The sequence below is a fragment of the Streptomyces sp. NPDC007929 genome, assembly GCF_042959065.1.
In the GTDB taxonomy this organism is placed as follows: domain Bacteria; phylum Actinomycetota; class Actinomycetes; order Streptomycetales; family Streptomycetaceae; genus Streptomyces.
The window spans coordinates 79,466-105,183 of the sequence record NZ_JBIBKD010000001.1 but is presented as its reverse complement, the minus strand read 5'-3'; the positions used below and the strand labels follow the sequence as shown (position 1 = coordinate 105,183).

Genomic DNA, 25,718 nt, shown 5'->3' with positions numbered 1-25,718 from the left:
CCAGGGGGGCGGTGTGGGGCGGCAGGGGGACCGACTGCTGGGTATGTGCACGGAGTACTATTTCCGTCGCCATGCAGACGAACCCCACCTACAGCAGCCTGGTCGCCGTCGGCGACTCCTTCACCGAGGGCATGTCGGACCTGATGCCCGACGGCACCTACCGGGGCTGGGCCGACCTGCTCGCCGCGCGGATGGCTGCCCGGACGCCCGGATTCCGGTACGCCAACCTGGCCGTGCGCGGCAAGCTGATCCAGCAGATCGTGGACGAGCAGGTCGACGTCGCCGCGGCCATGGGCGCCGATGTGATCACCCTGGTCGGCGGGCTCAACGACACGCTGCGGCCCAAGTGCGACATGGGCCGGGTCCGCGGACTCCTGGAGGAGGCCGTGGAGAAGCTGGCCCCCGCCTGCCGCCGGCTCGTGCTGATGCGCAGCCCGGGCCGGCAGGGCCCCGTCCTGGAGCGGTTCCGGCCCCGCATGGAGGAGCTGTTCGCCTGCGTCGACGAGCTGGCCGCCCGGCACGGCGCGATCGTCGTCGACCTGTACGGCGCGCCGTCCCTGAGCGACCCGCGGATGTGGGACGTGGACCGGCTGCACCTGACGGCCGAGGGCCACCGCCGCGTCGCCGAGGCCGTGTGGCAGACGCTGGGCCACGACCCCGAGGACGCCGAGTGGCACACGCCGATGCCGGCGACGCTGCCGCCCGGCTGGGTCATGCGGCGCGTGGCGGACGCGCGGTTCGCCCGGCAGCACCTGCTGCCGTGGATAGGCCGCCGCCTGACGGGCCGCTCCTCAGGTGACGGACTGCCCCCGAAGCGGCCCGAGCTGCTGCCGTACGAGGGCCCGGCGTGACCCCGGTGGAGAGGGTTGCGCCGCTCTTGTAGGTTCCGACAAGGACACCCGCGGCGCTGGCCTGCACGAATCGCCAGTAGAATCCGTGCACGTGACTTCCGCTCCCGCCAAGCCCCGCATCCCCAACGTCCTCGCCGGACGCTACGCCTCCGCCGAGCTCGCCACGCTCTGGTCGCCCGAGCAGAAGGTGAAGCTGGAGCGGCAGCTCTGGCTCGCCGTGCTGCGGGCCCAGAAGGACCTCGGGATCGAGGTGCCGGACGCGGCGCTCGCCGACTACGAGCGGGTCCTCGACACCGTCGACCTGGCCTCGATCGCCGAGCGCGAGAAGGTCACCCGGCACGACGTGAAGGCGCGGATCGAGGAGTTCAACGACCTCGCCGGGCACGAGCACGTGCACAAGGGCATGACCTCCCGCGACCTCACCGAGAACGTCGAGCAGCTCCAGATCCGCCTCTCCCTGGAGCTGGTGCGCGACCGCACGGTCGCCGTCCTGGCCCGGCTCGGCAAGCTGTCCGGCGAGTACGGCGAGCTGGTCATGGCCGGCCGCTCGCACAACGTCGCCGCCCAGGCCACCACCCTCGGCAAGCGCTTCGCCACCGCCACCGACGAACTGCTCGTCGCGTACGGCCGGGTCGAGGAGCTGCTGGGCCGCTATCCGCTGCGCGGCATCAAGGGCCCGGTCGGCACCGCGCAGGACATGCTGGACCTGCTCGGCGGGGACGCCGCAAAGCTCGCGGACCTGGAGCAGCGGATCGCCACGCACCTGGGCTTCTCGCAGGCGTTCACCTCGGTCGGCCAGGTCTACCCGCGCTCGCTGGACTACGAGGTCGTCACCGCGCTGGTGCAGCTGGCCGCGGCTCCGTCGTCGCTGGCCAAGACGATCCGGCTGATGGCCGGGCACGAGCTGGTCACCGAGGGCTTCAAGCCCGGCCAGGTCGGTTCCTCGGCGATGCCGCACAAGATGAACACCCGCTCCTGCGAGCGTGTCAACGGCCTGATGGTGATCCTGCGCGGCTACGCCTCGATGACCGGCGAGCTGGCCGGCGACCAGTGGAACGAGGGCGACGTGTCCTGCTCGGTGGTGCGCCGGGTCGCGCTGCCGGACGCGTTCTTCGCGCTGGACGGCCTGCTGGAGACGTTCCTGACGGTGCTCGACGAGTTCGGGGCGTTCCCGGCGGTCGTCGCCCGCGAGCTGGACCGCTACCTGCCGTTCCTCGCGACCACCAAGGTGCTGATGGGCGCGGTGCGCGCCGGTGTCGGCCGGGAGCTCGCGCACGAGGCGATCAAGGAGAACGCCGTCGCCTCCGCGCTCGCCATGCGCGAGCAGGGCGCCGAGCGCAACGAGCTGCTCGACAAGCTGGCCGCCGACGCGCGTATCCCCCTGGACCGGGAGCAGCTGGACGCGCTGATGTCCGACAAGCTGTCCTTCACCGGTGCCGCGGGCGACCAGGTCGCCGCCGTCGTCGCCCAGGTCGAGGAAATCGTCAAGCAGCACCCCCAGGCCGCGGGCTACACGCCCGGCGCGATCCTCTGACGCGCCTGACCTGATGGCGCGTTTCACGCCCGAGGAGCTTCAGGCCGCCCGCGACCGCGTCGTGCCCGACGTGGTCGCGGAGGGGCTGCGCGTCCTGTTCTGCGGCATCAACCCCGGGCTGATGACGGCCGCGACGGGCCATCACTTCGCCCGCCCGGGCAACCGCTTCTGGCCGGTGCTGCACCGGTCCGGTTTCACGCCGCGGCTGCTGAAGCCGTCCGAGCAGCGGGAATTGCTGTCGTACGGGCTCGGCATCACCAATGTCGTGGCGCGGGCCTCCGCGCGGGCCGACGAGCTGAGCGCCGAGGAGTACCGGGAAGGCGGGCGGCTGCTCGCGGCGAAGGTGGAGGAACTGCGGCCGCGCTGGCTGGCGGTGGTCGGGGTGACCGCGTATCGCGCCGCGTTCGACGACCGCAAGGCGCGGGTGGGGCCGCAGTCGCGGACGATCGGCGACACGCGCGTGTGGGTGCTGCCCAACCCGAGCGGGCTGAACGCGCACTGGACGGTCGAGACGATGGCGGAGGAGTTCGGGCGGCTGCGGGAGGCCGCCGCCGGCTGATCCGCTACGGCGGGTCCGTCTCCGTGACCAGGGCCAGCAGCTGGACCTCCCGGGAGGGGTCCCGGTCCGCGACCGCCACGGCGACCCAGCGGCCCGTGCCCTCCACCTCCCACAGGTGGGCGACGCCCGCCCGGGCGCTCAACTCCGCCCACGGCCCGGGTATCTCCTCCCGCTCGGTGCGCAGCAGCACGGTCCGCAGGTTGTACGGAGCGGTGTCGCCCCAGCGGGAGGCGAGCAGTTCGTAGACGGCGTCGCGATCCTTCTCGAACTGGTCGATCGTCACCCCCCTGGTCGCCGGGTCGTCGTCGGGCGCCGCCGCTAACACCGCCACGTGGTGACCGGGTCCCGAGACGCCGACGTCCGACGGGCCGTGCTCCGCCGGAAAGGGGCGGTAGCACAGCTCGTCGATGAGGGCGATGTGCTGTGCGATGTTCATGACTCCAGTAAACCCGCCGCCACTGACACTTGGCGGGGCATCAACCGGCTCGCCCTCAGGCGTCCCTGCGGCGCACGCTCCAGGCTCCCGCCAGCAGTGCGGCGACCGTCCACAGCGCTGTCACCGCGAGCCCCGACCACGGCCCGAGCGTCCCGTCGTACGTCTGCCTCAGAACCAGCTGCCCGGCCTTGTCGGGCAGGAAGTCGGCGACGGTACCGGTGGCGTCGCCGATCACGAAGGACACCACGAGGATGAACGGCACCAGCAGGGAGAGGGTGGCCACGCCGCTGCGCAGCAGGGCCGCGACACCCGCGGCGAACAGGGCCATCAGCATCAGGTACACCCCGCAGCCCACGACACCGCGCAGCTGCTCGCCGGTGCTGAGCGCGTCGGCCGCCGGGCCGAGCCCCGCCCGGCCCGCCAGGAGGGCGGCGAGGGCGGTCACCAGCCCCGTGAGGAGCGCCGGTACGGCGATGACGGCCGCCTTGGCCGCGAACCACCGGCCGCGCCGCGGCACCGCGGCCAGCGAGAGCCGCAGCGCACCCTGGTGGAACTCCGACGACACGGCCATGGCCCCGAACGAGAGGGCCGCGATCTGGCCCGGGAGGACGCCGGACAGGGAGGTGAACAGCGGATCGAAACCGGGGTCCGAGGCATCGGAGACTCCGGCGAGCGCGGAGAACGCCGTGGTCGCCGCGAACAGCGCCAGCAGCGCCCCCGGCAGCGAGCGCAGGGTGCGGATCTTCAGCCACTCGGAGCGCAGTACGGGCGTGATGTCCATGGTCAGGCCTCCTGGTGCGGTGCGGTGAACTCGGTCTCGCCGCCGGTGAGGTCGAAGTAGGCCTGCTCCAACGTGCCCTCCTCGGCGGCCAGTTCCAGGACGGGCACACCCGCGGCCGAGGCGATGCGGCCGATGTCGTCCACGCGTGCGTCCCGCACGGTCCAGTGCCCGTCCGCGTGCTCCTGAGCTTCGTGGCCGTGCCGGGCGAGGGCCGACGTGAGGGCCGCGGGGTCGGTCGTGCGTACGCGCACGCGGGGCTGCACGCGCGCGTGGATGAAGTCCCGCATGGGGGTGTCGGCGAGGAGCCGGCCCCGGCCGAGGACGACGAGGTGGTCGGCGAAGGACGCGGTCTCGTTCATCAGATGGCTGGAGACCAGGACCGTGCGGCCCTCCCGCGCGAGGCGGCGCAGCAACCGCCTGATCCACACGATGCCTTCGGGATCGAGTCCGTTGGACGGCTCGTCCAGCATGATCACCTCGGGGTCGCCCAGCAGGGCGGCGGCGATGCCGAGCCGCTGGCGCATGCCCAGGGAGTACGTCCGCACCCGGCGCCGGGCCACCGACGCCAGACCCGTCTCCTCCAGCACTTCGTCGACCCGCCGGTGCGGAACGCGGTTGCTCGCCGCCAGGACGCGGAGGTGGTCACGGGCGGTGCGGGAGCCGTGCGCGGCCTGCGCGTCGAGCAGGGCTCCGACGTGACGCAGGGGTTCGTGGAGCGTCGCGTAGGGCCGGCCGCCGATCGTGGCGGAACCGGCGGTCGGCCGGTCGAGGCCGAGCACCAGCCGCATGGTGGTGGACTTCCCGGCGCCGTTCGGGCCGAGGAAGCCGGTGACGCGGCCGGGCAGCACCCGGAAGGTGACGCCGTCCACGGCTCGTGCGCCGCCGTACTCCTTGGTGAGGTCCTGGACTTCGATGCTGGTCATGGCAGCAGCCTGGTCTCGCGCCCGGGGTGCCGGCCTCCCCCGGCGGTGGAGATCCTCTCCCCCGTGTGGGGGAGGCTCACTGTCAGTGGCGCCTGCCACGATGAGGTCATGGTCCGCATGCTGCGCCCCTTCACCCGGGCGGTGACGTACACGCGGTGGCTGCATCTCTCCATGGCCATCGTGTGGCCCGCCCTGTGGCTCTTCATCGACGAGGCATGGTGGACCGTGGGCACGGCGACCGTGCTGCTCGCACTCGCGGGCCTGGTCCCCGCCATGCGCGTCGTGGAGGGGTTGCAGGCCAGGCTGCTGCTGACCGGCCATCAGGACGGCGGCCAGGGCGCGGAGATCGTCGTCGCGCCCTCGGCCACCTGGGGCGACCGGGGGCGGCTGGTGGTGTGGCTCCAGACGCGGCTGGTCCTCGGCGCCCTGGCGTCGCATCTCGCCGTCCAGCTCCTCCTGCTCACGGTGGATCTGGTGTCGACGGCGCTCAGCGGTGAGCGCGCCGGCGGTGCCTGGCTCGTCGTCACGGGCCACCACGGGTGGCACGCCCTGCTCGCGCCCCTTCCGCTGGCCCTGGCGGCCGCGGTCGTGGTCGGTTCGGGGCACCTCATCACGGCGATCGCCCTGCGCCTGCTCGGCCCGTCCCCAGCCGAGCGGCTCGCCGCCCTGGAGGAGCGCACCGAACAGCTCCTGGAACGCACGCGGATCGCCCGCGAGTTGCACGACTCCATCGGGCACGCGCTCACGGTGGCCGTCGTGCAGGCGGGGGCCGCCCGGGCGGCGGGCGACCCCGCCTTCACCGACCGGGCCCTGGGTGCCATCGAGGAGACCGGCCGGGCCGCGCTGGAGGACCTGGAGCGGGTGCTGGGTGTGCTGCGCGAGTCCGCGAAGCCGGTGAGCGGCAGACCGACCCTCGCGGACGCCGACCGGCTGCTGGACTCCGCCCGGGCCTCCGGGGCGAAGGTCGACGCCGAGGTGACCGGCCCGGTGGGGACGGTGCCCGGGCCGGTGTCCCGGGAGGGCTACCGCATCCTCCAGGAGTCGCTGACCAACGTGCTGCGGCACGCGGGTGCGGTTCCGGTGCGCGTCCGGGTGCGGGTCGCCGACGGCACCCTCGTCCTCGCCCTGCGCAACCCGCTGCCCGCCGGGGGCACCGGCTGCGGGCGTGGCAGCGGTCTGCGCGGGATACGGGAGCGGGCGGCGCTGCTCGGCGGCCGGGCCAGCACCGGACCCGTCGACGGCGACTGGCAGGTCCATGTCGAGCTGCCGCTGGGTTGATCTACGCTGGTCCGATGCCGGTCACCGTTCTCCTCGTCGACGACGAACCCCTCGTGCGCGCGGGTCTGCGGGCCGTCCTGGAGGCGCAGCCCGACATCGAGGTCGTCGGGGAGGCAGCGGACGGGGCGGCGGTCATCCCGCTGGTACGGCGGCTGCGGCCGGACGTGGTCGCCATGGACGTACGGATGCCGCTGCTGGACGGCATCGAGGCCACCCGGGCGCTGCTGCGGACCGTCGACGCTCCGCCGCGGATCCTGGTGGTGACGACCTTCGAGAACGACGAGTACGTGTATGAGGCGTTGCGGGCGGGCGCCGACGGGTTCCTGCTGAAGCGGGCCCGGCCCGCCGAGATCGTGCACGCGGTGCGGCTGATCGCGGAGGGCGAGTCGCTGCTGTTCCCCGCCTCGGTGCGGCAGCTGGCCGCCGAGTACGGCGACACCGGCGGGAACCGTGCGGCGCGGGACGTGCTGGAGCGGGCCCAGCTGACCGAGCGTGAGGCCGAGGTGCTGCGGCTGATGGCGCGGGGCCTGTCGAACGCGGAGATCGCCGCCGGGCTGATCGTCGGGACCGAGACGGTGAAGTCGCATGTCAGCTCGGTGCTGGCGAAGCTGGGGGCGCGGGACCGCACCCAGGCGGTGATCGCGGCCTACGAGTCGGGCTTCGTGGCGCCGGGCTGATCACCGAGGTCGGGTGCCCGCCCCTCGCCGGGGCGCGCCCTGCCGAAGTACGATCCGGCCAACACGCGCACGACCTGGGAGGACGGACGGTGGGGCGGCTGACCGGCGGGGATCCCTCGCTGCTGCGAAGGATCAACTCCGCGGTGGTGCTGCACGCGCTGCGCGCCACGGACTGCGCGACGCTGACCGAGATCACCCGGGTGACGGGGCTGTCCCGGCCGACGGTGGAGGGCGTCGTCGAAGGGCTCATCGAGGCCGGGCTGGTCGTCGAGAAGGCCGCCGAGGAGGGCGCTGCCCGGCGGCAGGGGCGTCCGGCGCGGCGGTTCCGGTTCCGGGCGGAGGCCGGGCATCTGCTCGGGCTGGAGATCGGGGCGCACCGGGTGGCCGCGCTGCTGTCCGACCTGGACGGCCGGGTGATCGGCGCCCAGTCCAAGGAGGTGCCCGAGACGGCGGAGGCCGACGAGCGGCTGGAGCGGCTGCGCGGGGCCGTCGCCGAGCTGCTGCGGCGGGCCGGGGTCGCACGCGGCTCACTGCGGGCCGTGGGCGTGGCGACGCCCGGGATCGTGGAGGCCGACGGCACGGTCCGGCTGGGCACGGCGCTGCCGGGGTGGACGGGGCTGCGGCTGGGCGAGCGGCTGGGCCGGTCGTTCAGGTGCCCGGTTCTGGTGGAGAACGACGCCAACGCCGCGGCCGTCGCCGAGCACTGGAAGGGCGCGGCCACCGAGTCGGACGACGTGGTGTTCGTGCTGGCGGGGCTCAGCCCGGGGGCCGGTTCGCTGATCGGGGGCCGGCTGCACCGGGGCTTCGGCGGGGCGGCCGGCGAGATCGGCGCGCTGCATCTGCTGGGCCGGGGGGTGACGCCCGAGATGCTCCTGTCCACCACGGACGAACCGCTCCACCCTCTCGACGAGCAGGCCGTCGCCGAGGTCTTCGCGCAGGCCCGTGAGGGCGACCAGCGGGCCCGTGCGGCCGTGGACCGGTTCATCCAGCGCCTGGTCCACGACGTGGCGGCCCTGGTCCTCGCCCTGGATCCCGAGCTGGTCGTCGTCGGTGGCTGGGCCGCGGGCCTGGACGGCGTCCTGGCCCCCCTGCGCGAGGAACTCGCCCGCTACTGCCTGCGCCCCCCGGCGGTGACCCTCTCCGCCCTGGGAGACGCGGCAGTGGCCACCGGCGCCCTCCGCCTGGCCCTGGACCACGTCGAGGACCAACTGTTCGCGGTGGACCAACGCCCCCTCTAGGCGCGAGGCACAGCCCCAATAGCGCGGGGGCCTGCGCGGCCGACCACACCACACGGGCAGCCCCTCACGGCCGACCGGATCCCGGGAGACCCAGGGGCGCGGGGAACTGCGCGACCAGCCACAACGCACCCGCAGCCGCAGCCGCACCGGCAGCCCCCTCCCACACCACCCCCACGGCGCAAGGCTCAGGACGCCCGAAGCCCTTCGTGGATCTCCACACCCCCCGAGTCACCGAAGGTCAACCGGCACGTGTCAGCGCGATACGTCGCGACCGACAGCGCGGCCGTACGCCCCAGTGCGATGAACCGGGTGGTGACGACAAGGACCGGCGCCCCCGGCAGCCGGTCCAGCTCCTTCGCCTCCTCGGCCCCCGCGGAGCCGAGCTCCACCGCGTTCTCCTGCCGCTCCAGCTCCAGCCGCTGGAGCTCCCGCAGCACGGCACGCGCGCGTGCCGCTCCGGACGGCGCGTCGATGCCGGACAGCTCGGGCACCGAGGGCTGCGGGATGTAGAGCAGTTCCGCGGCGACCGGACGGCCGTGCGAGACGCGGGAACGCCGCACGATGTGCACGGACTCCTCGCGGCCGGTCTGCAACGCGTCGGCGACGGCGGCCGGCGGCGCGGCCGTGGTGCAGTCGGCGGGCTGCCAGGCGTCTTCGGGACCGCCCGGCCAGGTGTGCGGGCCGGTGCCGAGGGAGACGCCCATGCGGGGGGGCGCGACGGTCGTACCGACCCCGCGGCGGCGCTGGAGCCTGCCTTCGAGTTCGAGCTGCTCCAGTGCCTGGCGCAGCGTGGCGCGGGCGACGCCGAAGCGGGCCGCGAGGTCGCGCTCGTTGGGCAGGATCTCCCCCACCGCGAACTCCGAGTCGAGCGCCGCACTGAGCACCGTCTTGAGATGCCAGTACTTCGGTTCCTGCACCGATTCCAGCTGCGTGGTCCCCACCCTGTCCTCCGCAATCGCCGTGGTCGGCGGCGTTTTAGCGCCCTTGTTTATTAAAGGTTGTTTCACTTCTCTGCGACCATAGGGCGGCCCTGATCCTTGGTCAAGACCAATGGCCGGGAACGTTCACGGGATGGAAACAGGGGTTCGTCGGGCGTCCCGGCGGGGTGTCTAGGCGGCGGCCAGCGACCGCAGCTTGTCGGGGTTGCGGACGATGTAGACCGACTGCACGCGGCCGTCGGCCACGTCGAGTTGGAGCACGGAGTCGGGCTTGTCGCCGGACAGGATCAGCACCGCCGGGCCGCCGTTGAGCTCCAGGAACCGCATGGACAGGCCGGGGAGGCTCTTGTGCGCGGCACCGACGAGGAAGCGGCCCACCTTGTCGGCGCTGCGCAGGACCCGCAGCGGCGACCGCGACTTGCCGCCGCTGTCACCGATGAGCCGGACCTCCGGGGCGAGCAGCGCCATCAGGCCGTCGAGGTCGCCGTCGGCCGCCGCGGCGAGGAACCGCTCGGTGACATCGCGGCGCCGGGCGGGGTCGACCTCGTAGCGGGGGCGCCGCTCCTCGACGTGCTTGCGGGCCCGCCCGGCCAGCTGCCGCACCGCCGGTTCGCCGCGGTCGAGCATGGCGGCGATGTCGGCGTAGGGGAAGGCGAAGGCCTCGCGCAGCACGAACACGGCCCGCTCCAGTGGTGACAGCGACTCCAGCACGACGAGGACGGCGACGGAGACGGAGTCGGCGAGCACGGCCCGCTCGGCGGTGTCGGGCACGGTGTCACCGAAGTCGGTGACGTACGGCTCGGGCAGCCAGGGGCCGACGTACGTCTCGCCGCGTGCCTTGATCTGGCGCAGGCGGTCGATGGCGAGCCGGGTGGTGATCCGCACGAGGTAGCCGCGCGGTTCGCGCACGTCCTCGCGGGGTGCGCCGGACCAGCGCAGCCAGGCCTCCTGGACCACGTCCTCGGCGTCGGCGACGCGGCCCAGCATGCGGTAGGCGACGCCCAGCAGAACGGGACGGTGGGCTTCGAAGACGTCGGTCGCGGTCTCGGTGGTCACGGCTCCATCCCAGCCCACCGACGGTGCGCTGTCCAGGCGGAACCGTCCCTTCCCGGACAGAATGGCCGACAGGACGCCGGTGAGCGGCGGCACGGCTGCGGAGGTGGCGATGCGGTACGCGGTGCTGGGCACGGGGCAGGTCGGGCGCACGCTCGGCGGACGGCTGGTGGAGCTGGGCCACGAGGTGCGGCTCGGCTCGCGCACCCGGGACAACACGGCCGCCGTGCAGTGGGCCGCCGCGGCCGGGCCGACGGCGGGTGCGGGGACGTTCGCCGAGGCGGCGGAGTTCGGTGAGGTCGTGGTGAACGCGGTCGGCGGGCGGGTGGCGCTCGCCGCGCTCGAGGCGGCCGGGGCGGCGAACGTGGACGGGAAGGTCCTCGTGGACGTGTCGAATCCGCTGGCCTTCGAGGAGGGCGAGATGCGGTTGTCGCCGGTCGGCTCGGACAGTGTGGGTGAGCAGATCCAGCGGGCGTTTCCGCACGCGCGCGTGGTGAAGTCGCTCAACACGGTCAACTGCCGGGTGATGGTGGATCCGGCCGGGGTGCCGGGCGAGCACAACGTCTTCGTCTGCGGGGACGACCCGGGCGCCAAGGAGCAGGTGACGGCGCTGCTCGGCGAGTTCGGCTGGCCCGCTGAGCGTGTTCTCGACCTGGGCGGCATCGAGGCGGCCCGCGCCGTGGAGATGTGGCTGCCCCTGTGGGTCGATCTGTTCCGTAAGTTCGGGCACGGGGAGTTCAACCTGGAGGTGCGGCGGGCCCGTTGAGTGGTCCGGCGCCGTGAAGGTGGCACCCCATGGGGCTACCCGTGGGTAGCAATTGCTGACAAGCTGTCTACAGCGTCCGTCAGCGAGTACAGCCGAGGAGCACCCCATGTCCGCCACCGTCTCCTTCAAAGTCGCCTCCGCGCAGGGCGAGCAGAGCGTGACCCTGTCCTACACACGCCGGGGCAGCGGCGAACCGCTGCTCCTGCTGCACGGCATCGGCCACCACCGGCAGGCGTGGGAACCGGTGATCCCCGCACTCGCCGCCGAACGCGACGTGATCGCCGTGGACCTGCCCGGCTGCGGCGACTCACCGGCGCTCCCCGACGGCATGGCGCACGACCTGCCCACGATGAGCGCGGTCCTGAGGGCGCTCTTCGAGGCGCTGGAGATCGAACGGCCGCACGTGGCGGGCAACTCGCTGGGTGGCCTGCTGGCGCTGGACCTGGCCCGGGCGCAGCTCGTCCGCTCGGTCACCGCCCTGTCCCCCGCCGGGTTCTGGAGCGAGGCCGAACGCCGCTACGCCTTCACCGTGCTGTCGACGATGCGGCGGATCGCCCGCCGCCTGCCGCCGCCGGTGGTCGAGCGGCTGGCCCGCCCGGCCCTCGGCCGCACCCTGCTGACCAGCACCATCTACGCCCGCCCGGGCCGCCGTTCACCCGAGGCCGTGGTCGCCGAGACGCTCGCGCTGGCGAAGGCGCAGGGCTTCTACGAGACCCTGCACTCCGGGCGGACCGTGCGCTTCACCGACGACATCGTGGGCACACCGGTCACGGTGGCGTGGGGCAGCCGGGACCGGCTGCTCATCCCCCGCCAGGGCGTGCGCGCCAAGGGCGTCATCCCGCGGGCCCGGCTGGTGCGGCTGCCCGGGTGCGGCCACGTCCCGATGAACGACGACCCGGCGCTGGTGGCCAGGGTGGTCCTCGACGGCAGCCGCTGACCCACCCCGGGGACGGCGAACCTCCCGAGGTCCCCGCGCTGGTGAGGACCCTCTAAGGTCTCCCCTCATGAGACGAGTGCGGCGGGACCCGGGCGACGGTACGGCGTCCGCCGCCTGGGAGTTGCTGCTCCCCGCCGCCTCGGCCCCGGCACGCGCGCGTGGCCGTTCCCTCCAGGCGGCGCTGCGCGAGGCGGTGCGCTCGGGCCGGCTCACGCCGGGTACCCGGCTGCCGTCGAGCCGGGACCTCGCGGCGGACCTGGGGGTCTCGCGCGGGCTGGTCACGGAGGCGTACGAGCAGCTCACGGCGGAGGGCTATCTGCGCAGCGGCCGGGGCTCCGGGACCTGGGTGGGCGAAGCCGTGCGGGCCGCGCGGCCACGGGCGCACGACCTGGCCCCGCGCGTCCCCGGCGCCCGCGCGGACTTCGTGCCCGGGACGCCGGACCTTGCCCTGTTCCCGCGCGCGGCATGGGCCGCCGCGCAGCGGGGCGTACTGGCGGAACTGCCGCACCAGGAGCTGGGATATCCCGATCCGCGCGGGCTGCCGAGGCTGCGTACCGCGCTGGCCGAACTGCTCGCCCGGCGGCGGGGCGTGGTGGCCGACCCGGAGCGGATCGTGGTGGTCTCAGGGGTGGCCCAGGCGACGGCGCTGCTCGGTTTCGCGCTGCACGCGCGCGGGGTGCGCGAAGTCGGCGTGGAGGACCCGGGCAGTCCGCAGCACGACGCGCTGTACGCCTCGGCCGGTGTCACCGCCGTGGCGCTGCCGCTGGACGACGAGGGAGTCGCGCTGGAGCCGCTGCGGTCCTCGGGCGTGCGGGCGGTGGTGACGACTCCGGCTCACCAGTTCCCCACCGGCCTCGCCTACTCGGCCCGGCGGCGCGCGGAACTGCTGGACTGGGCCCGGTCGGTGGACGGCATCGTCCTGGAGGACGACTACGACGGCGACTTCCGTTACGACCGCGCTCCCGTCGGCGCGCTCCAGGGGCTGGACCCGGACCATGTGGCCTACACGGGTTCGGTCAGCAAGTCCCTCGCGCCGGGTCTGCGGCTGGGCTGGCTGCTGGTGCCGGAGTCCTGGACGGAGGAGATCGTCGAACGCAAGCGCACGATGGATCTCGGCCACCCGACCCTCGACCAGGCCCTGTTCGCCCGGTTCCTGGAGCGCGGCGACTACGACCGTCAGTTGCGTCGCTGCCAGCGCGCCTACCGCGAGCGGCGCGACGCGCTGGTCGCCGCCCTGGACGCGCACTTCCCCGGGTCGCGGGTGTCCGGGATCGCCGCGGGCCTGCATGTGATCGCCGCGCTGCCGCAGCGGTACGGGCCCGAGGAGCGGTTCCTCGCGCAGGTGACGCGGGCGGGGGTGGCGGTGCGCCCGCTCTCGGCGTACACCCGTGCGCCGGCCGGGTCCGAGCGGGGCGAGGAGGTCCGGCTGGTCCTGGGCTACGCCCATGTGCCGCCCGCCCGGATCGCCGAGGGCGTTCGGCTGATGGCCGCCGCGGCGTCCGGGTGAGGCGGCCGGTTCGCGCGTTCCCTCACCCCGCGGCCGGTTGTTCACTTGGGGTTCGTGTGTGCGCTGCGGCGTGCCAGTAGTGATGGCTCTGCACACGCGGCCGGTTCCCGTCCCTGGAGGCGCATCCATGTCCCACCGTCCGTTGCCCGGGCGCCGTAGCGTCCTGCGTGGCTCCCTGGCCGCGTCGGCGGCCCTGTCCCTGCCCGCCGCGCTCGGCGCGGCGCCCGCCTTCGCCCGTTCCGGGCGCCCGACGGCGCGGTGGGGTGTGCAGGCGGGAGACGTGAGCCGCGACTCCGGTCTGGTGTGGGTGCGCTCCGACCGGCCGGCCCGGATGATCGTCGAGACGTCGGCGACCGAGTCGTTCCGCAACCCCGGCAGATGGCACGGGCCGCTGCTGGGCCCCGGCACCGACTTCACCGGCACGACCCGGCTGCACGGCCTGCCGCCCGGCGAACAGATCCACTACCGGGTGCTGCTCGCCGACCCGGACGATCCGCGCCGCTCCGGGGAGCCGGTCACGGGCACGTTCCGTACGGCGTCCGCCCAGCGCCGTGACGGCGTGCGGTTCGTCTGGTCCGGCGACCTGGCCGGGCAGGGCTGGGGCATCAACCCGGAGTTCGGCGGCTACCGCATCTACGACGCGATGGGCGCCCTCGACCCCGACTTCTTCCTCTGCAGCGGCGACAGCATCTACGCCGACGGCCCGATCACCGGCACCGTGGCCCTGCCCGACGGCCGGATCTGGCGGAACGTCACCACCGAGGAGAAGGCGAAGGTCGCCGAGACGCTCGCGGAGTTCCGCGGCAACTTCCGCTACAACTTCCTGGACGAGAACCTGCGGGCCTTCAACGCCCGGGTGCCGTCCATCGTGCAGTGGGACGACCATGAGGTCCTCAACAACTGGTACCCGGGCGAGATCCTCACCGATGCCCGGTACACCGAGAAGAACGTGGACGTGCTCGCCGCCCGCGCCCGCAGGGCGTTCTCCGAGTACGTCCCGATCTCCACGCTGCGCCGCCCCGACGGCCGGGTCTACCGCGTGCGGCACCACGGCCCGTTGCTGGACGTGTTCGTCCTGGACATGCGCACCTACCGCAACGCCAACTCTCCGGGCGACCGGCCTGCCGACCCGCAGTCCATCCTCGGCCGGGAACAGCTGGAGTGGCTCAAGCGCGAGCTGTCCCGCTCCCGGGCGGTGTGGAAGGTGATCGCCGCCGACATGCCGATCGGCCTCGTCGTCCCGGACGGGGCGAACATCGACGCCGTCGCGCAGGGCGACCCCGGCCGGCCGCTCGGCCGCGAGCTGCAGATCGCCGAACTGCTGCGGTTCGTCAAGCACCGGCGGATCACGGGCACGCTGTGGCTGACCGCCGATGTGCACCACACCTCGGCGCAGCACTACCAGCCGTCCAGGGCGGCCTTCACCGACTTCGAGCCGTTCTGGGAGTTCGTCTCGGGCCCGCTCAATGCCGGCGCCTTCCCCGCGACCGCGCTGGACGGCACCTTCGGCCCGGACCGCGTGTTCGTGAAGGCGCCGACGACCGCCAACGTCTCCCCCGCCGGCGGCTACCAGTTCTTCGGCGAGGTCGACATCGACGGCCACAGCGGGGAGCTGACGGTGCGTCTGCGGGAGCAGGACGGCGCCGTGCTGTTCACCCGGACCCTCCAGCCGGGCCGGGTCGGGCAGTAGGTACGGAGCGCAACGTTTGAAGCGTTGACAAAGTGGGCAAACCAGCTCCTTTACCCGCCGGTCACAAAGCGTTCGCGATCACGCAACACCGTTCCGTCACAGTGGGTGCATGACGCGAGACACGACTCAAGTGACGCACCCCGACGACAACTGCCGCCCCACCACCGCGTGGCGGCGGGCCACGGCGGCGTTCCACACCTGGCGGACACGGCGCCAGGAACACGCACCGCCGACGAGTGATACCGGGTCCCCGGCACCGCGGCCGGTGCCGGGGGCGCACTCCCTGTGGCGGATGCGGACCACGGTTCAGGACGAACCGGGGTCACTGGCCGCGCTGTGCGGTGCCCTGGCCGGGCAGCGTGTCGACATCCTGAGCCTGCAGACGCACCCGCTGGCGACGGGCACGGTCGACGAGTTCCTGCTGCGTGGCCCGGCCGACCTGCCCGCGTCCGAGGTCACCACGGCCGTCGAGTCGGCCGGCGGCACCGACACCTGGATCGAGCGGGCCGACGCCCACGACCTGGTCGACGCGCCGACCCGGGTCCTCGGGCTCGCCGCCCGCACCGCCCTGGACGCCGCGGAACTGCCACTGGCCCTGCGCCAGTTGCTCGGCCGGTGCACGATCCGGTCCCGTCCCGCTCCGGCCGACGGCGGTGACCGGAGCGCGGGAGGCGTTCCCGTCGAGGGCGCCCTGGACGACACCGTGATGCGGCTGCGCGGCCCGGAAGGCGGTGTGATCACCGTCGAGCGGCCGTATCTGCCCTTCACGCCCACCGAGTTCGCCCGCGCCAGGGCGTTGGTGGAGCTCGACGCCCGGCTCGGACCGCGCCTGCCGCACGGACGGGACGTGCTCACGCTCGCCGAGGGCAGCGACATCACCGTGCGGCGGGCCGACACCCGTGACCTGGAAGCGGCCCGGGCGATGCACGGGCGTTGCTCGGCGGGCACGCTGAGGCTGCGCTACCACGGGCCCGTCCGGGACGCCGACCGCTACCTCAACCACCTGCTCAGTCCGCGGTACGGCCGCACCCTCGCCGTGCAGACGGCCTCCGGGCGGGTCGTCGGGCTCGGTCACCTGCTGTGGGACGGCGACGAGACGGAGGTCGCGCTGCTCGTCGAGGACACGTGGCAGCGGCGGGGTGTCGGATCGGAGTTGCTGCGCGGGCTGGTGGGGATGGCGGTCGATGCCGGGTGCTCGAGTGTGTACGCCGTGACGCAAGCGTCCAACACGGGGATGGTCGCGGCCATGCGCGGGCTGGGGCTGCCTCTCGACTACCAGGTCGAGGAGGGCACGCTGGTCATCACTGCGCGGCTGGGTGAGGCGGTCGTGACGCGTGCGGAGGAGCTGGGGAGCGCCTCCGCACCCTAGGGGTGTACGTCAGTTGGCGAGTGCGGGTGCTTCGTGGTTGTTCGCGCAGTTCCCCGCGCCCCTTTCGGGGCGTTCTCCCAGCGCCGCGTCCAGATCCGACCAGAGGTCGTCCACGTCCTCCAGGCCCACCGACATGCGCAGCAGCCGGTCGCTCACGCCGGCTCCCCTGCGGTCGTCCTCGTCGACGATGCGGTGGCTGATGGAGGCCGGGTGCTGGATGAGGGTGTCCACGCTGCCGAGGCTCACCGCCGGGGTGATCAGGCGGACCGCGCCGATCACCTCGTGCGGGTCGCCGTGCACCTCGAAGGCGACCATCGCGCCGCCGATGCGCGGGTAGTGGACGCGGGCGACGCGCGGGTCGGCGGCGAGGCGGCGGACGAGTTCGGCCGCCGTGGCGGAGGCCGCCCGGACCCGGACGGGGAGGGTGGACAGACCGCGCAGCAGCAGGTAGCCGGCCAGCGGGTGCAGCACACCGCCCGTGGCGAAGCGCACCTGCCGCAGCCGGCCCGCGAACTCCTCGTCGCAGGCGACCACGCCCGCGAGGACGTCGCCGTGCCCACCGAGGTACTTGGTGGCGCTGTGCAGGACCAGCCGGGCCCCGTGCTCGGCGGGGCGCTGGAGGACCGGCGTGGCGAAGGTGTTGTCGACGAGCAGCGGCACCGAGCCGCAGGCGTGTGCGACGGCCCGCAGGTCGACCTCGGCGAGCGTGGGGTTGGCCGGGGACTCGACCAGGACCAGTCCGGTGTCCGGGCGCAGGGCCTCGGCGACGCCGGCCGGGTCGGTCCAGGTCACCTCGGAGCCCAGCAGCCCGGCGGTGAGCAGGTGGTCGCTGCACCCGTACAGGGGGCGTACGGCGACGACGTGCCGCAGGCCCATGGAGCCCCGGGCGAGGAGGACGGCGCTGAGGGCGGCCATGCCGCTGGCGAAGGCCACCGCCGCCTCCGTGCCCTCCAGGCGGGCCAGGGCGGTCTCGAAGCGGGCGACGGTCGGATTGCCGAGCCGCCCGTAGACGGGCGGGCCGTCCGGCTCGGCGCCGGTGGTGGCGAAGGCGTCGATCCGGGCCGCCTCGCCGCGGCTGTCGTACGACGGGTAGGTGGTGGACAGGTCGATGGGCGGGGCGTGCAGGCCCTGCCGGGCGAGGTCGTCCCGTCCGGCGTGCACGGCCTCGGTGGCGAGGGCTCGCGGTGCGGTGCGTACGGCGTCGTGGACGCGCGTGCTCGTTGTGTCCATGTCCATGGTGGGCAAGGGTGAACATCGGGCGGGGTTCTGGGGGCACATCCCGTGCTACGTTCGGCCCATGGCTGAATCTGTCGTACTCGATCCGGTGGATCTCCATCTGCTGCGGCTGTTGCAGAACGACGCCCGGGCGACCTACCGGGATCTGGCCGCGCAGGTCGGGGTGGCGCCGTCGACGTGTCTGGACCGGGTCACGCGGCTGCGCCGGTCGGGCGTGATCCTCGGGCACCGGCTGGAACTGGATCCGGCCAAGCTCGGACGGGGACTGGAAGCCCTGCTGTCGGTGCAGGTCAGGCCGCACCGGCGGGAGCTGGTGGGGCCGTTCGTGGAGCGGATCCGGGTCCTGCCGGAGTCACGGACGGTGTTCCACCTGACCGGTCCCGACGACTATCTGGTCCATGTCGCGGTCGCCGACATGGCCGACCTCCAGCGGCTGGTGCTGGACGAGTTCACGTCACAGCGGGAGGTGGCGCGGGTGGAGACCCGGCTGATCTTCCAGCAGTGGGAGTGCGGTCCGCTGCTGCCGCCTTCGCCCTCGGCTCAATCCGCGTGACGTGTGCGGTCCGCCGTACGAGGATGGCCGCATGTCTGAGATCAAGAGCCCGCTGCCCCGAGAGGTCGCCGACGCCTACGTCGACGAGCTCGTCGCCCTCGACCCGATCACCGGCACGTTCCTCGGCGACAAGGAGAGTTCGAGCAGGCTGCCCGACACCTCGCCCGCGGGGCAGGAGGCGCTCGCGGAGCTGGCGCGGCGGACCCTGGCCCGGCTGGACGAGGCCGAGCGGCTGCCCGGCGCGGACAGTGACATCGAGCGCCGGTGCGCGCGACTGCTGCGCGAGCGGCTGGGCGCCGAACTGGCGGTCCACGAGGCCGACGAGAGCCTGCGTTCCGTCAGCAATCTCAGCTCCATCGCGCACGCCGTGCGGCAGGTGTTCACCTTGACGCCCGCGCAGACGGAGCAGGACTGGGCGGCGATCGCCGAGCGGCTGCGGGGCGTCCCGGCCGCGCTGGAGGGCTACCGGGAGTCCCTGGCGCTCGGCCTGGAGCGGAAGCTGTACGCCGGGCCCCGTGCCACCGCCACCTTCGTGACGCAGCTCGGCGAGTGGGCCGACGCGGACGGCGCGGGCCACGGCTGGTTCGAGCAGTACGCGGCGGCCGGCCCCGAGGCCCTGCGCTCCGAGCTGGACACGGCCGCCCGCTCGGCCACCGAGGCGGTCGTGCGGCTGCGCGACTGGATGCGGGACGTGTACGCGCCGACGATCGAAGGCGCCCCGGACGTGGTCGGCCGGGAGCGGTACGCCCGCTGGGTGCGCTACTTCAACGGCACGGACCTCGACCTGGACGAGGCGTACGCCTACGGCTGGTCCGAGTACCACCGGCTGCTCGGCGAGATGAAGACCGAGGCCGAGAAGATCCTGCCGGGCGCCGGCACGCCGTGGGAGGCGCTGGCCCACCTGGACGCGCAGGGCACGCACATCGAGGGCGTCGACGAGGTCCGCGACTGGCTGCAGAGCCTCATGGACGAGGCGATGGACGCCCTCGACGGCACCCACTTCGACCTGGCCGAGCGGGTGCGCCGGGTGGAGTCGCGGATCGCCCCTCCGGGCAGCGCCGCGGCCCCCTACTACACGCCGCCGTCGGACGATTTCTCCCGTCCGGGCTGCACCTGGCTGCCCACCATGGGCGAGACGCGGTTCCCCGTCTACGATCTGGTGTCGACCTGGTACCACGAGGGCGTGCCCGGCCACCACCTCCAGCTGGCTCAGTGGAAGCACGTGGCGCGGAACCTCTCCCGTTACCAGGCGAGCGTCGGCATGGTGAGCGCCAACGCCGAGGGCTGGGCGCTGTACGCGGAGCGGCTGATGGACGAACTGGGCTTCCTGACCGACCCGGAGCGCCGGCTCGGCTACCTGGACGCCCAGATGATGCGGGCGGTGCGCGTCATCATCGACATCGGCATGCACCTGGAGCTGACGATCCCGGACGACTCTCCCTTCCACCCGGGCGAGCGCTGGACGGCGGAGTTGGCGCAGGAGTTCTTCGGCTCGCACAGCAGCCGCCCGGCGGACTTCGTGGAGAGCGAGCTGACCCGCTACCTGTCCATGCCGGGCCAGGCCATCGGCTACAAGCTCGGCGAGCGGGCCTGGCTGCTGGGCCGTGAGAACGCCCGCGCCCGTCACGGCGACGCCTTCGACCCGAAGGCGTGGCACATGGCCGCACTGTCCCAGGGGTCCCTCGGGCTGGACGACCTGGTGGACGAACTGTCCCAGCTGTAGGGGCCGCTACCGGGGTGCCAGGAGGCGCAGCTCGATCAGGTCCAGCCAGGTCTCCGGGCCCGGCTGGACGCGGGCCGCGCGAACCGCGTACCGGCCCGGTTCCAGGGCCACCCGGACCTGGTCGGTGTCCGCGAGGCCCGTCCCGGGCCAGGCCGCGTCGAAGAGCCGGACCGGCCCGGGCACCCGCCAGGTCGTCTCCGGCCCCCACTGCGCCGTGGCTGCCGCGGGCGGGACGCTCGCCAGCAGTTCGTGCTCGGAGTCGGCGGCGCACCAGCGGACGAACATGCCCCGTTCGGGCAGGTAGGCGGTCGAGGCGGGCTCGTCGCCCAGGACCAGGGCGGTGCAGTCGCCGACCGGCAGGAGGCCGACCTGGCCGTCCACCTCGCAGGCCCGGTCGTAGTCCGAGGCCGTCTCCTCGCCGTCGGCACCCGCCCAGAACGGCAGGACGGTCTCCGGCACCGCTATCAGCGGTCCGCCTCCCGACTCCACCCACTCCACTGCGCCCGGTTCCGCGTATCGCACCATGGCGCAAGAACCTACAGGGTCAACTCCCGGCAGGGGATCGGGGGTTCAGCAGCCGCAGGCACCGGCGTCCACGGGCGCCGTCAGGGGGTCCGGGGCCCGTTGCTCACGTCCCTGCCAGGTCTCGAACGCCAGCCCCTCGCGCACCCAGTACTCGAAGCCGCCGAGCATCTCCTTGACCTGGTAGCCCAGTTCGGCGAGGGCCAGGGCGGCACGGGCCGCGCCGTTGCAGCCGGGGCCCCAGCAGTACGTGACGACGGGCACCGACCGGTCCAGGAGCTGCCCGGCCCGCTCGGGGACGAGCGCGGTCGGCAGGTGGAGCGCGCCGGGGATGCGGCCCTGGTCCCACGCCTCGGTGGAGCGGGAGTCGACGAGGACGAAGCCGGGGTCGCCGCCGGCGCCGAGTGCGGCGGCGACGTCGGAGACGCCCAGTTTCGCCGAGCTGGCCCGTGCCGTCTCCATGTCCGCGAGCGCGGTCACCGACCGGGTGCGCCGTATGGAGGAGGCCGGGGTCATCCGGGGCTACGCGGCGGTGGTGGACCCGATGGGGGTACCCCCTGCTCGAGCGTAGCCGAGAGCTCGGGGGAGGCTGGGGTTGCCGATCCTGGCGTTCGTGCGCCTGAGGTATCCGAACGGCAACTACAAGCCCTTTCACGACCTGGTCGCCGTCACGCCCGAGATCCTGGAGGCGCACCACGTGACGGGGGACGACTGTTTCGTCATCAAGGTCACGGCCCGCTCGATGCGTCACCTGGAGGAGGTGTCGGGGAGGATCGGGGCGCTGGGTTCGGTGACGACGAGCGTGGTGTACTCCTCGCCGCTGCCCCGGCGGCCCCTGGGGCGCTGACGTCAGCCGGTGCCGCGTCGGCGCAGTGTCGAGCCGGACCGGCCCTTGACGACCTCAAGCTGGGCGTGGATCCGCCGCCGCAGGTCGGCGACATGGCTGACGATGCCGACGCTGCGGTCGCGTTCGCGCAGCGAGTCGAGCACGTCGAGGACCTCGTCGAGGGTCTGGTCGTCGAGGCTGCCGAAGCCCTCGTCGATGAAGAGGGTGTCCAGCCGGACCCCGCCCGCCTCGTCCGTGACGACGTCCGCCAGGCCGAGGGCGAGGGACAGCGAGGCGAAGAACGTCTCGCCGCCGGACAGGGTGGCGGTGTCGCGTTCGCGGCCGGTCCAGGCGTCGACGACATGCAGTCCGAGTCCGCTGCGGCCGCGCCCGGTGCGGTCGTCGGAGTGGACGAGGGTGTAGCGGCCGGAGGACATGCGGCGCAGCCGGACGGTCGCGGCGGCGGCGACCTGTTCCAGCCGGGCGGCCAGGACGTAGGACTCCAGGCGCATACGGCGTTCGTTGTCGGCCGAGGTGCCCGCGGCGAGGCCGGCCATCCGGGCCACCCGGTCGTACTCCTCGCGCAGCGGCGCCAGTCGGCGCACCGAGGCGGTCGCCCGGGCGGAGAGCCGGTCGAGTTCGGCGCAGCGCCGGCCGGCGGCGTCGTGGGCGGAGGCGGCCTCGCGCAGCCGCCGGGCGGCCTCGTCGGCGGCGCGCTGGGCCGCTTCCAGACCGGCCTGCGGCTCGCGGGCCGCCGCGGCCGTGTCGGCTTCGGCGAGGACGGCCCGTACGGCGGCGTCCTCGTGCTGCCAGGCGTCCAGACGGCGTTGCAGCTCGCGGTGGGCGGCCGGGTCGAGGAGGGCGGCGGCCGCGGCCTGCGGGGTTTCGAAACCGGCGCGGAAGGCGGCGTCGGCGAGCCGGGCGTCGGCGTCCTTGAGCCGCCGGGCGGTGTCCTCGGCGGCACGGGCGGTGTCGGCGGCGTCCGTCAGCAGCGCGGTGCGCCGTTCCAGCTGTGCGGCCCGCGCGGCGACGCTCTCCTGGGAGCCGCGCGCCCGGTCCAGCTCCTGCTCCAGCGCGGCCCGTTCGCGGTCCAGCCGCTCGCGGTGGCCGACCCGGGAAGCGGCCCGGACGGCGGTCTCCTGCCGGGCGGCGAGGCGCCGTTCGTGCTCCTGGCCCGCCTGCCGCAGCCGTTCCCGCGCGGTGTGCAGCTCGGCGGCGGCGCTGCGGGCCTGCACGAACCGTTCCTCCACCTCCGCCGCCTCGCCGGCGAGTTGTTCGGTGGAGCTGTCACCGGCCTCCGCGGCGGCCGCGGCGAGGGCCTCCCGTACGACGGACAGACGCCGTTCGTCCTCGGCGCGCTGCTCGTCGGCACGCTGGTAGGCGGCGAGGGCCCGCTCCTCCGCCGCGCGGTCGACGTGCCCGGCGACCTTGCGGGCGGGGTCGGGGTGTTCGGTGGCGCCGCAGACGGCGCAGGGCGTGCCGTCGGTGAGGTGCTCGGCCAGTTCGGCGGCGATGCCGTTCAGGCGCTGCTCCTTGAGGTCGAGCCAGTGCTGCTTGGCCCGCAGCGCCTCGTCCCGCGCGGTGCGCACCCGCTCGACCGCCCGGTCCGTGTCCTGGGCGAGCTGGTCGCGCAGACGGGCCGCCCTGAGCCGCTGCTGTGCGGGCTCGCGCCGCTCGGCGAGCTGCTCGGCGAGTGCGGCGGCCTGCTGCGCGGTGTCGACCCGGGCCTGGAGTGCGGTGTGCGTCTCCTCCCAGCCGTCGAGCCAGGCCTGCGCCTCGTGCAGGAGATCCGCGTCGGCGCGCTCCTGGCGGTCCAGGCCGGCGCGCTCGTCGAGGAGTTCGGTCAGGCGCCGCTCGGCCCGGCGGGCCGCGTCGAGTCCGCCCAGTTCCTCGGCGGCCCGGCGGGCGGCGGCGGCCAGTCCGGCCGCGCCCGCGTCGGCGAAGGTCTCCGGGAGCTGGGCACGCGCGCGTGCCTCGGCGGCTGCCGCCCGGCGGTGCTCGGCTTCGGAGGCCTCCCGCAGGTCCAGGGCGGGCGTGACCGCCTCGGCCTTGCGGGACCGCTCCATGAGCGCCTGCGCCTCCTGGTAGGCCTCGGCGCCCTGCTCCAGGCGCGCCGCCCGCTCCCGTGCCTGCGCGAACCTCTGCTGGAGCCGGGCGAGTTCGCGTACGTCGTCCAGGGCGCGGCCGGCGGCGGCCTGCGCGGACTCGGCGGCGCTGAGCGTGCAGGCGGCGACGGTGAGCTGCTCGCGAGCGGTGCTGCGGGCGACGGCGGCGGCGCTCAGTACGGCCTCGGCGAGACCCGGTTCGCCCGGGGCGAGGTCGGGCAGTTCCATGGCGTCGCCCGCGGCCTGCTGCATGCGGTGGGCGTCGGCCAGCAGTTCCGCGTCCCCGTCGCGCACCCGGGTCTCGGTGGCGCGGCGCCGCTCGGCGAGGCGCTTCTCGACGTCGGCGAAGCGGCGGGTGTCGAACAGGCGGCCCAGCAGTTTGCCGCGGGCCTCGGCGTCGGCGCGCAGGAACCGGGCGAAGTCGCCCTGCGGCAACAGCACGACCTGGCAGAACTGCTCCCGGCTCATGCCGAGCAGCTGGGTGATCTCCTCGCCGACCTCCTGGTGGGAGCGGCTGAGGTCCTTCCAGGTCCCGGCCGTCGCGTCGTACTCGCGCAGCCAGGTCTGGGCCTTGTCCAGGGTGGTGCCGGTGCCGCGCTTCTTGGGGCGCTCCCAGGGCGGCTGCCGGGTGACCTCCAGGCGGCGTCCGGCGACGGTGAGGTCGAGCGTGACCTCCGTGCGGGTGGCGGGTGCGGCGTGGTCGCTGCGCAGGGCCGTGCCCTGTCCGGCGCCCTGCCGGGCGCCCGGCACCGAGCCGTAGAGGGCGTAGGCGACGGCGTCGAGGACGGAGGTCTTGCCGGCGCCGGTGGGGCCGTGCAGCAGGAACAGCCCGGCGGCCGACAGGTCGTCGAAGTCGACGGTCTGGGTGCCGCCGAAGGGGCCGAAGGCGGTGAGGGTGAGCCGGTGGAGCCTCACCGGGCCACCTCCCGTACGGTCTCGTCGGCGCGGACCGCGTCGAACGCGTCCCGCAGCACGCCCTGTTCGTGCGGGTCGGGTCCGGCGCCGCGCACATGGGCGACGAAGTCCTCGGCGATCTGCTGGTCGCTGCGTCCGGCGAGGCGCCGGGCGTAGGACACCTCGGACTCGTCCTCGTCGCGGTCGGGGTCGAAGACGAGGCTGAGGGTGTGCGGGAAGCGCGCGGTGAGCCGGGCCATCGGGTCGGCGGGGCGGACGGGGTCGGTCAGGGTCGCCTCGATCCAGGCCTCCTCGTGCCGTGCCAGGTCCGGGTCGGCGAGCAGGTCCTCCAGGGTGCCCCGGATCCGGGCCAGGGGGCGGGGCACCGGGCAGTCGACGCGCTCGGCGTCGAGGGAGCCGTCAGCGGCGAGGTCGACCAGCCACATGCTCTTGCGGTGGGCGGCCTCGGAGAAGGAGTAGGGCAGCGGGGAGCCGGAGTAGCGGACGCGGTCGGTGAGGGTCTGGCAGCCGTGCAGGTGCCCGAGCGCCACGTAGTCGACGCCGTCGAACACCCCGGCCGGCACCGCGGCGACGCCGCCGACGGTGATGTCCCGCTCGCTGTCACTGGGTTCGCCGCCGGTGACGAAGGCGTGGGCGAGGACGACGGAGCGGGTGCCGGGCGCGCGGGCGGCGAGGTCGGCGCGGACCCGGTCCATGGCGGCGACGAGCACGGCCTCGTGCCCGGTCTTCTCCACTCCGAACTCGTCCTTCACCAGGGCCGGTTCGAGATAGGGCAGCCCGTAGAAGGCGATGTCGCCGTGGGCGTCGGACAGCACCACCGGGGTGCCGGCCGCCGCGGGCTCGGTCCGCAGGTGGATCCCGGCCCGCCCGATCAGCCCGGCGCCGACGCCGAGCCGGCGGGCCGAGTCGTGGTTGCCGGAGATCATCACGGTCGGCACGCCGAGGTCGGCGAGGCGGTGCAGGGCGTCGTCGAACAGCTCGACGGCGGCCAGCGGCGGCACGGCACGGTCGTAGACGTCTCCCGACACGACCACCGCGTCCACGGCGCGCTCGCGCACGGTGGTGACGAGGTGTCCGATGAACTCGGCCTGGGCGCCGAGCATGTTCACCCGGTGGAAGGCCCGGCCCAGATGCCAGTCGGAGGTGTGCAGCAGCCTCAAGACGCCGCTCCGACCCGCATGTCTCCCCCTGCTTTCCGCATCACCCGCGCGAGCCGGTACGGCTCGCTGTCAGCACCCACCACGCTAACGCGTACGGGCCTCCGCTCCCTCACGAACCCCGGCATATCACGCACATCCAGG

Annotated in this window: 23 protein-coding genes and 1 pseudogene; 14 read left to right on the top strand and 10 right to left on the bottom strand. The window is 73.9% G+C overall.

Going from position 1 to position 25,718, the window contains the following annotated elements; translation table 11 throughout:
• The first annotated feature begins 71 nt into the window (after positions 1 to 71).
• The 3 genes from ACFZDE_RS00545 to mug all read left to right on the top strand — a co-directional run bounded on the left by ACFZDE_RS00545 (position 72) and on the right by mug (position 2,944).
• Positions 72 to 851, top strand: a complete 780-nt coding sequence (locus ACFZDE_RS00545) for an SGNH/GDSL hydrolase family protein (RefSeq protein WP_390991953.1) — start codon at positions 72 to 74, stop codon at positions 849 to 851.
• A gap of 91 nt (positions 852 to 942) precedes the next feature.
• Positions 943 to 2,385, top strand: a complete 1,443-nt coding sequence (gene purB, locus ACFZDE_RS00540) for an adenylosuccinate lyase (protein WP_391196079.1) — start codon at positions 943 to 945, stop codon at positions 2,383 to 2,385.
• A gap of 13 nt (positions 2,386 to 2,398) precedes the next feature.
• Entirely contained in the window at positions 2,399 to 2,944 is a 546-nt protein-coding gene (gene mug / locus ACFZDE_RS00535; RefSeq protein WP_390991959.1) for a G/U mismatch-specific DNA glycosylase, read from the top strand.
• A gap of 4 nt (positions 2,945 to 2,948) precedes the next feature.
• Here mug and ACFZDE_RS00530 read toward each other — a convergent pair whose 3' ends face one another.
• Genes ACFZDE_RS00530 through ACFZDE_RS00520 form a run of 3 tightly spaced genes read right to left on the bottom strand, consistent with a single transcriptional unit; the run spans position 2,949 to position 5,084 of the window.
• Entirely contained in the window at positions 2,949 to 3,380 is a 432-nt protein-coding gene (locus tag ACFZDE_RS00530) for a hypothetical protein (protein WP_391196076.1), read from the bottom strand.
• Positions 3,381 to 3,435: 55 nt separating this feature from the next.
• A complete protein-coding gene (locus ACFZDE_RS00525; protein WP_391196074.1) occupies positions 3,436 to 4,161 on the bottom strand; it encodes an ABC transporter permease in 726 nt (241 codons plus the stop codon).
• A 2-nt stretch (positions 4,162 to 4,163) separates the two neighbouring features.
• A complete protein-coding gene (locus tag ACFZDE_RS00520; protein ID WP_391196071.1) occupies positions 4,164 to 5,084 on the bottom strand; it encodes an ATP-binding cassette domain-containing protein in 921 nt (306 codons plus the stop codon).
• A gap of 108 nt (positions 5,085 to 5,192) precedes the next feature.
• Between ACFZDE_RS00520 and ACFZDE_RS00515 the strand changes: the two genes are divergently transcribed.
• The 3 genes from ACFZDE_RS00515 (at position 5,193) to ACFZDE_RS00505 (ending at position 8,277) form a co-directional block, all read left to right on the top strand.
• Positions 5,193 to 6,362, top strand: coding sequence for a histidine kinase (locus ACFZDE_RS00515; RefSeq protein WP_391196069.1), 1,170 nt, complete (start codon positions 5,193 to 5,195; stop codon positions 6,360 to 6,362).
• Positions 6,363 to 6,376: 14 nt separating this feature from the next.
• Positions 6,377 to 7,039, top strand: coding sequence for a response regulator (locus ACFZDE_RS00510; RefSeq protein WP_390991973.1), 663 nt, complete (start codon positions 6,377 to 6,379; stop codon positions 7,037 to 7,039).
• A gap of 89 nt (positions 7,040 to 7,128) precedes the next feature.
• A complete protein-coding gene (locus ACFZDE_RS00505; RefSeq protein ID WP_390991976.1) occupies positions 7,129 to 8,277 on the top strand; it encodes an ROK family protein in 1,149 nt (382 codons plus the stop codon).
• A 185-nt stretch (positions 8,278 to 8,462) separates the two neighbouring features.
• On the opposite strand, the gene ACFZDE_RS00500 is transcribed toward ACFZDE_RS00505, so the two are convergent.
• Both ACFZDE_RS00500 and ACFZDE_RS00495 read right to left on the bottom strand, forming a co-directional pair.
• Entirely contained in the window at positions 8,463 to 9,218 is a 756-nt protein-coding gene (locus tag ACFZDE_RS00500) for a GntR family transcriptional regulator (RefSeq protein ID WP_390991979.1), read from the bottom strand.
• 168 nt (positions 9,219 to 9,386) lie between these two features.
• Complete coding sequence (locus tag ACFZDE_RS00495) at positions 9,387 to 10,271, bottom strand: RNA polymerase sigma-70 factor (protein WP_390991982.1); 885 nt, start codon at positions 10,269 to 10,271, stop codon at positions 9,387 to 9,389.
• A 109-nt stretch (positions 10,272 to 10,380) separates the two neighbouring features.
• On the opposite strand from ACFZDE_RS00495, the gene ACFZDE_RS00490 reads away from it, so the two are divergent.
• From ACFZDE_RS00490 to ACFZDE_RS00470, 5 genes are all read left to right on the top strand, one after another.
• Entirely contained in the window at positions 10,381 to 11,034 is a 654-nt protein-coding gene (locus ACFZDE_RS00490) for an NAD(P)-binding domain-containing protein (protein WP_391197401.1), read from the top strand.
• 106 nt (positions 11,035 to 11,140) lie between these two features.
• Positions 11,141 to 11,971: an alpha/beta fold hydrolase gene (locus ACFZDE_RS00485; RefSeq protein ID WP_391196067.1), complete on the top strand. Its 831-nt coding sequence runs from the start codon at positions 11,141 to 11,143 to the stop codon at positions 11,969 to 11,971.
• A 67-nt stretch (positions 11,972 to 12,038) separates the two neighbouring features.
• A complete protein-coding gene (locus tag ACFZDE_RS00480; RefSeq protein ID WP_391196065.1) occupies positions 12,039 to 13,478 on the top strand; it encodes an aminotransferase class I/II-fold pyridoxal phosphate-dependent enzyme in 1,440 nt (479 codons plus the stop codon).
• Positions 13,479 to 13,605: 127 nt separating this feature from the next.
• The gene (locus ACFZDE_RS00475; RefSeq protein WP_391196062.1) at positions 13,606 to 15,168 is read left to right on the top strand and encodes an alkaline phosphatase D family protein; all 1,563 of its coding nucleotides are present in this window, start codon (positions 13,606 to 13,608) and stop codon (positions 15,166 to 15,168) included.
• A 109-nt stretch (positions 15,169 to 15,277) separates the two neighbouring features.
• Positions 15,278 to 16,537 carry a GNAT family N-acetyltransferase gene (locus ACFZDE_RS00470; protein ID WP_391196059.1) on the top strand — a complete coding sequence of 420 codons (1,260 nt, stop codon included), beginning with the start codon at positions 15,278 to 15,280 and terminating at the stop codon, positions 16,535 to 16,537.
• A gap of 9 nt (positions 16,538 to 16,546) precedes the next feature.
• Here ACFZDE_RS00470 and ACFZDE_RS00465 read toward each other — a convergent pair whose 3' ends face one another.
• Entirely contained in the window at positions 16,547 to 17,767 is a 1,221-nt protein-coding gene (locus ACFZDE_RS00465; RefSeq protein WP_391197399.1) for a PLP-dependent transferase, read from the bottom strand.
• Positions 17,768 to 17,834: 67 nt separating this feature from the next.
• On the opposite strand from ACFZDE_RS00465, the gene ACFZDE_RS00460 reads away from it, so the two are divergent.
• Together ACFZDE_RS00460 and ACFZDE_RS00455 are read left to right on the top strand one after the other, a co-directional pair.
• A complete protein-coding gene (locus tag ACFZDE_RS00460) occupies positions 17,835 to 18,326 on the top strand; it encodes an Lrp/AsnC family transcriptional regulator (RefSeq protein WP_030835643.1) in 492 nt (163 codons plus the stop codon).
• Positions 18,327 to 18,357: 31 nt separating this feature from the next.
• A complete protein-coding gene (locus ACFZDE_RS00455; RefSeq protein ID WP_391196057.1) occupies positions 18,358 to 20,049 on the top strand; it encodes a DUF885 family protein in 1,692 nt (563 codons plus the stop codon).
• 6 nt (positions 20,050 to 20,055) lie between these two features.
• Here the strand turns inward: ACFZDE_RS00455 and ACFZDE_RS00450 are convergent, their stop codons facing one another.
• Together ACFZDE_RS00450 and ACFZDE_RS00445 are read right to left on the bottom strand one after the other, a co-directional pair.
• Positions 20,056 to 20,574 (bottom strand): Imm21 family immunity protein, encoded by a 519-nt coding sequence (locus tag ACFZDE_RS00450; protein ID WP_390992003.1) that lies wholly within the window; start codon positions 20,572 to 20,574, stop codon positions 20,056 to 20,058.
• Positions 20,575 to 20,619: 45 nt separating this feature from the next.
• Positions 20,620 to 21,033, bottom strand: a complete 414-nt coding sequence (locus ACFZDE_RS00445) for a rhodanese-like domain-containing protein (protein WP_391196054.1) — start codon at positions 21,031 to 21,033, stop codon at positions 20,620 to 20,622.
• Here ACFZDE_RS00445 and ACFZDE_RS00440 point away from each other — a divergent pair.
• Positions 21,002 to 21,418: pseudogene (locus tag ACFZDE_RS00440) on the top strand (Lrp/AsnC family transcriptional regulator); the annotation flags it as partial. The gene ACFZDE_RS00445 and the pseudogene ACFZDE_RS00440 overlap by 32 nt on opposite strands.
• A gap of 2 nt (positions 21,419 to 21,420) precedes the next feature.
• Here ACFZDE_RS00440 and ACFZDE_RS00435 read toward each other — a convergent pair.
• Positions 21,421 to 24,417, bottom strand: a complete 2,997-nt coding sequence (locus tag ACFZDE_RS00435; protein ID WP_391196052.1) for an AAA family ATPase — start codon at positions 24,415 to 24,417, stop codon at positions 21,421 to 21,423.
• Positions 24,414 to 25,577: an exonuclease SbcCD subunit D C-terminal domain-containing protein gene (locus ACFZDE_RS00430; protein WP_391196049.1), complete on the bottom strand. Its 1,164-nt coding sequence runs from the start codon at positions 25,575 to 25,577 to the stop codon at positions 24,414 to 24,416. Before ACFZDE_RS00430 ends, ACFZDE_RS00435 begins: the two co-directional genes overlap by 4 nt.
• Between the last annotated feature and the right edge of the window lie 141 nt (positions 25,578 to 25,718).

Coding starts and splice junctions, on each gene's coding strand:
- ACFZDE_RS00545 (WP_390991953.1), top strand. CDS start 72: ATGCAGACGAACCCCACCTACAGCAGCCTGGTCGCCGTCGGCGACTCC.
- mug (WP_390991959.1), top strand. CDS start 2,399: ATGGCGCGTTTCACGCCCGAGGAGCTTCAGGCCGCCCGCGACCGCGTC.
- ACFZDE_RS00530 (WP_391196076.1), bottom strand. CDS start 3,380: ATGAACATCGCACAGCACATCGCCCTCATCGACGAGCTGTGCTACCGC.
- ACFZDE_RS00525 (WP_391196074.1), bottom strand. CDS start 4,161: ATGGACATCACGCCCGTACTGCGCTCCGAGTGGCTGAAGATCCGCACC.
- ACFZDE_RS00520 (WP_391196071.1), bottom strand. CDS start 5,084: ATGACCAGCATCGAAGTCCAGGACCTCACCAAGGAGTACGGCGGCGCA.
- ACFZDE_RS00515 (WP_391196069.1), top strand. CDS start 5,193: ATGGTCCGCATGCTGCGCCCCTTCACCCGGGCGGTGACGTACACGCGG.
- ACFZDE_RS00510 (WP_390991973.1), top strand. CDS start 6,377: ATGCCGGTCACCGTTCTCCTCGTCGACGACGAACCCCTCGTGCGCGCG.
- ACFZDE_RS00490 (WP_391197401.1), top strand. CDS start 10,381: ATGCGGTACGCGGTGCTGGGCACGGGGCAGGTCGGGCGCACGCTCGGC.
- ACFZDE_RS00485 (WP_391196067.1), top strand. CDS start 11,141: ATGTCCGCCACCGTCTCCTTCAAAGTCGCCTCCGCGCAGGGCGAGCAG.
- ACFZDE_RS00480 (WP_391196065.1), top strand. CDS start 12,039: ATGAGACGAGTGCGGCGGGACCCGGGCGACGGTACGGCGTCCGCCGCC.
- ACFZDE_RS00475 (WP_391196062.1), top strand. CDS start 13,606: ATGTCCCACCGTCCGTTGCCCGGGCGCCGTAGCGTCCTGCGTGGCTCC.
- ACFZDE_RS00470 (WP_391196059.1), top strand. CDS start 15,278: ATGACGCGAGACACGACTCAAGTGACGCACCCCGACGACAACTGCCGC.
- ACFZDE_RS00465 (WP_391197399.1), bottom strand. CDS start 17,767: ATGGACACAACGAGCACGCGCGTCCACGACGCCGTACGCACCGCACCG.
- ACFZDE_RS00460 (WP_030835643.1), top strand. CDS start 17,835: ATGGCTGAATCTGTCGTACTCGATCCGGTGGATCTCCATCTGCTGCGG.
- ACFZDE_RS00455 (WP_391196057.1), top strand. CDS start 18,358: ATGTCTGAGATCAAGAGCCCGCTGCCCCGAGAGGTCGCCGACGCCTAC.
- ACFZDE_RS00450 (WP_390992003.1), bottom strand. CDS start 20,574: ATGGTGCGATACGCGGAACCGGGCGCAGTGGAGTGGGTGGAGTCGGGA.
- ACFZDE_RS00445 (WP_391196054.1), bottom strand. CDS start 21,033: ATGGAGACGGCACGGGCCAGCTCGGCGAAACTGGGCGTCTCCGACGTC.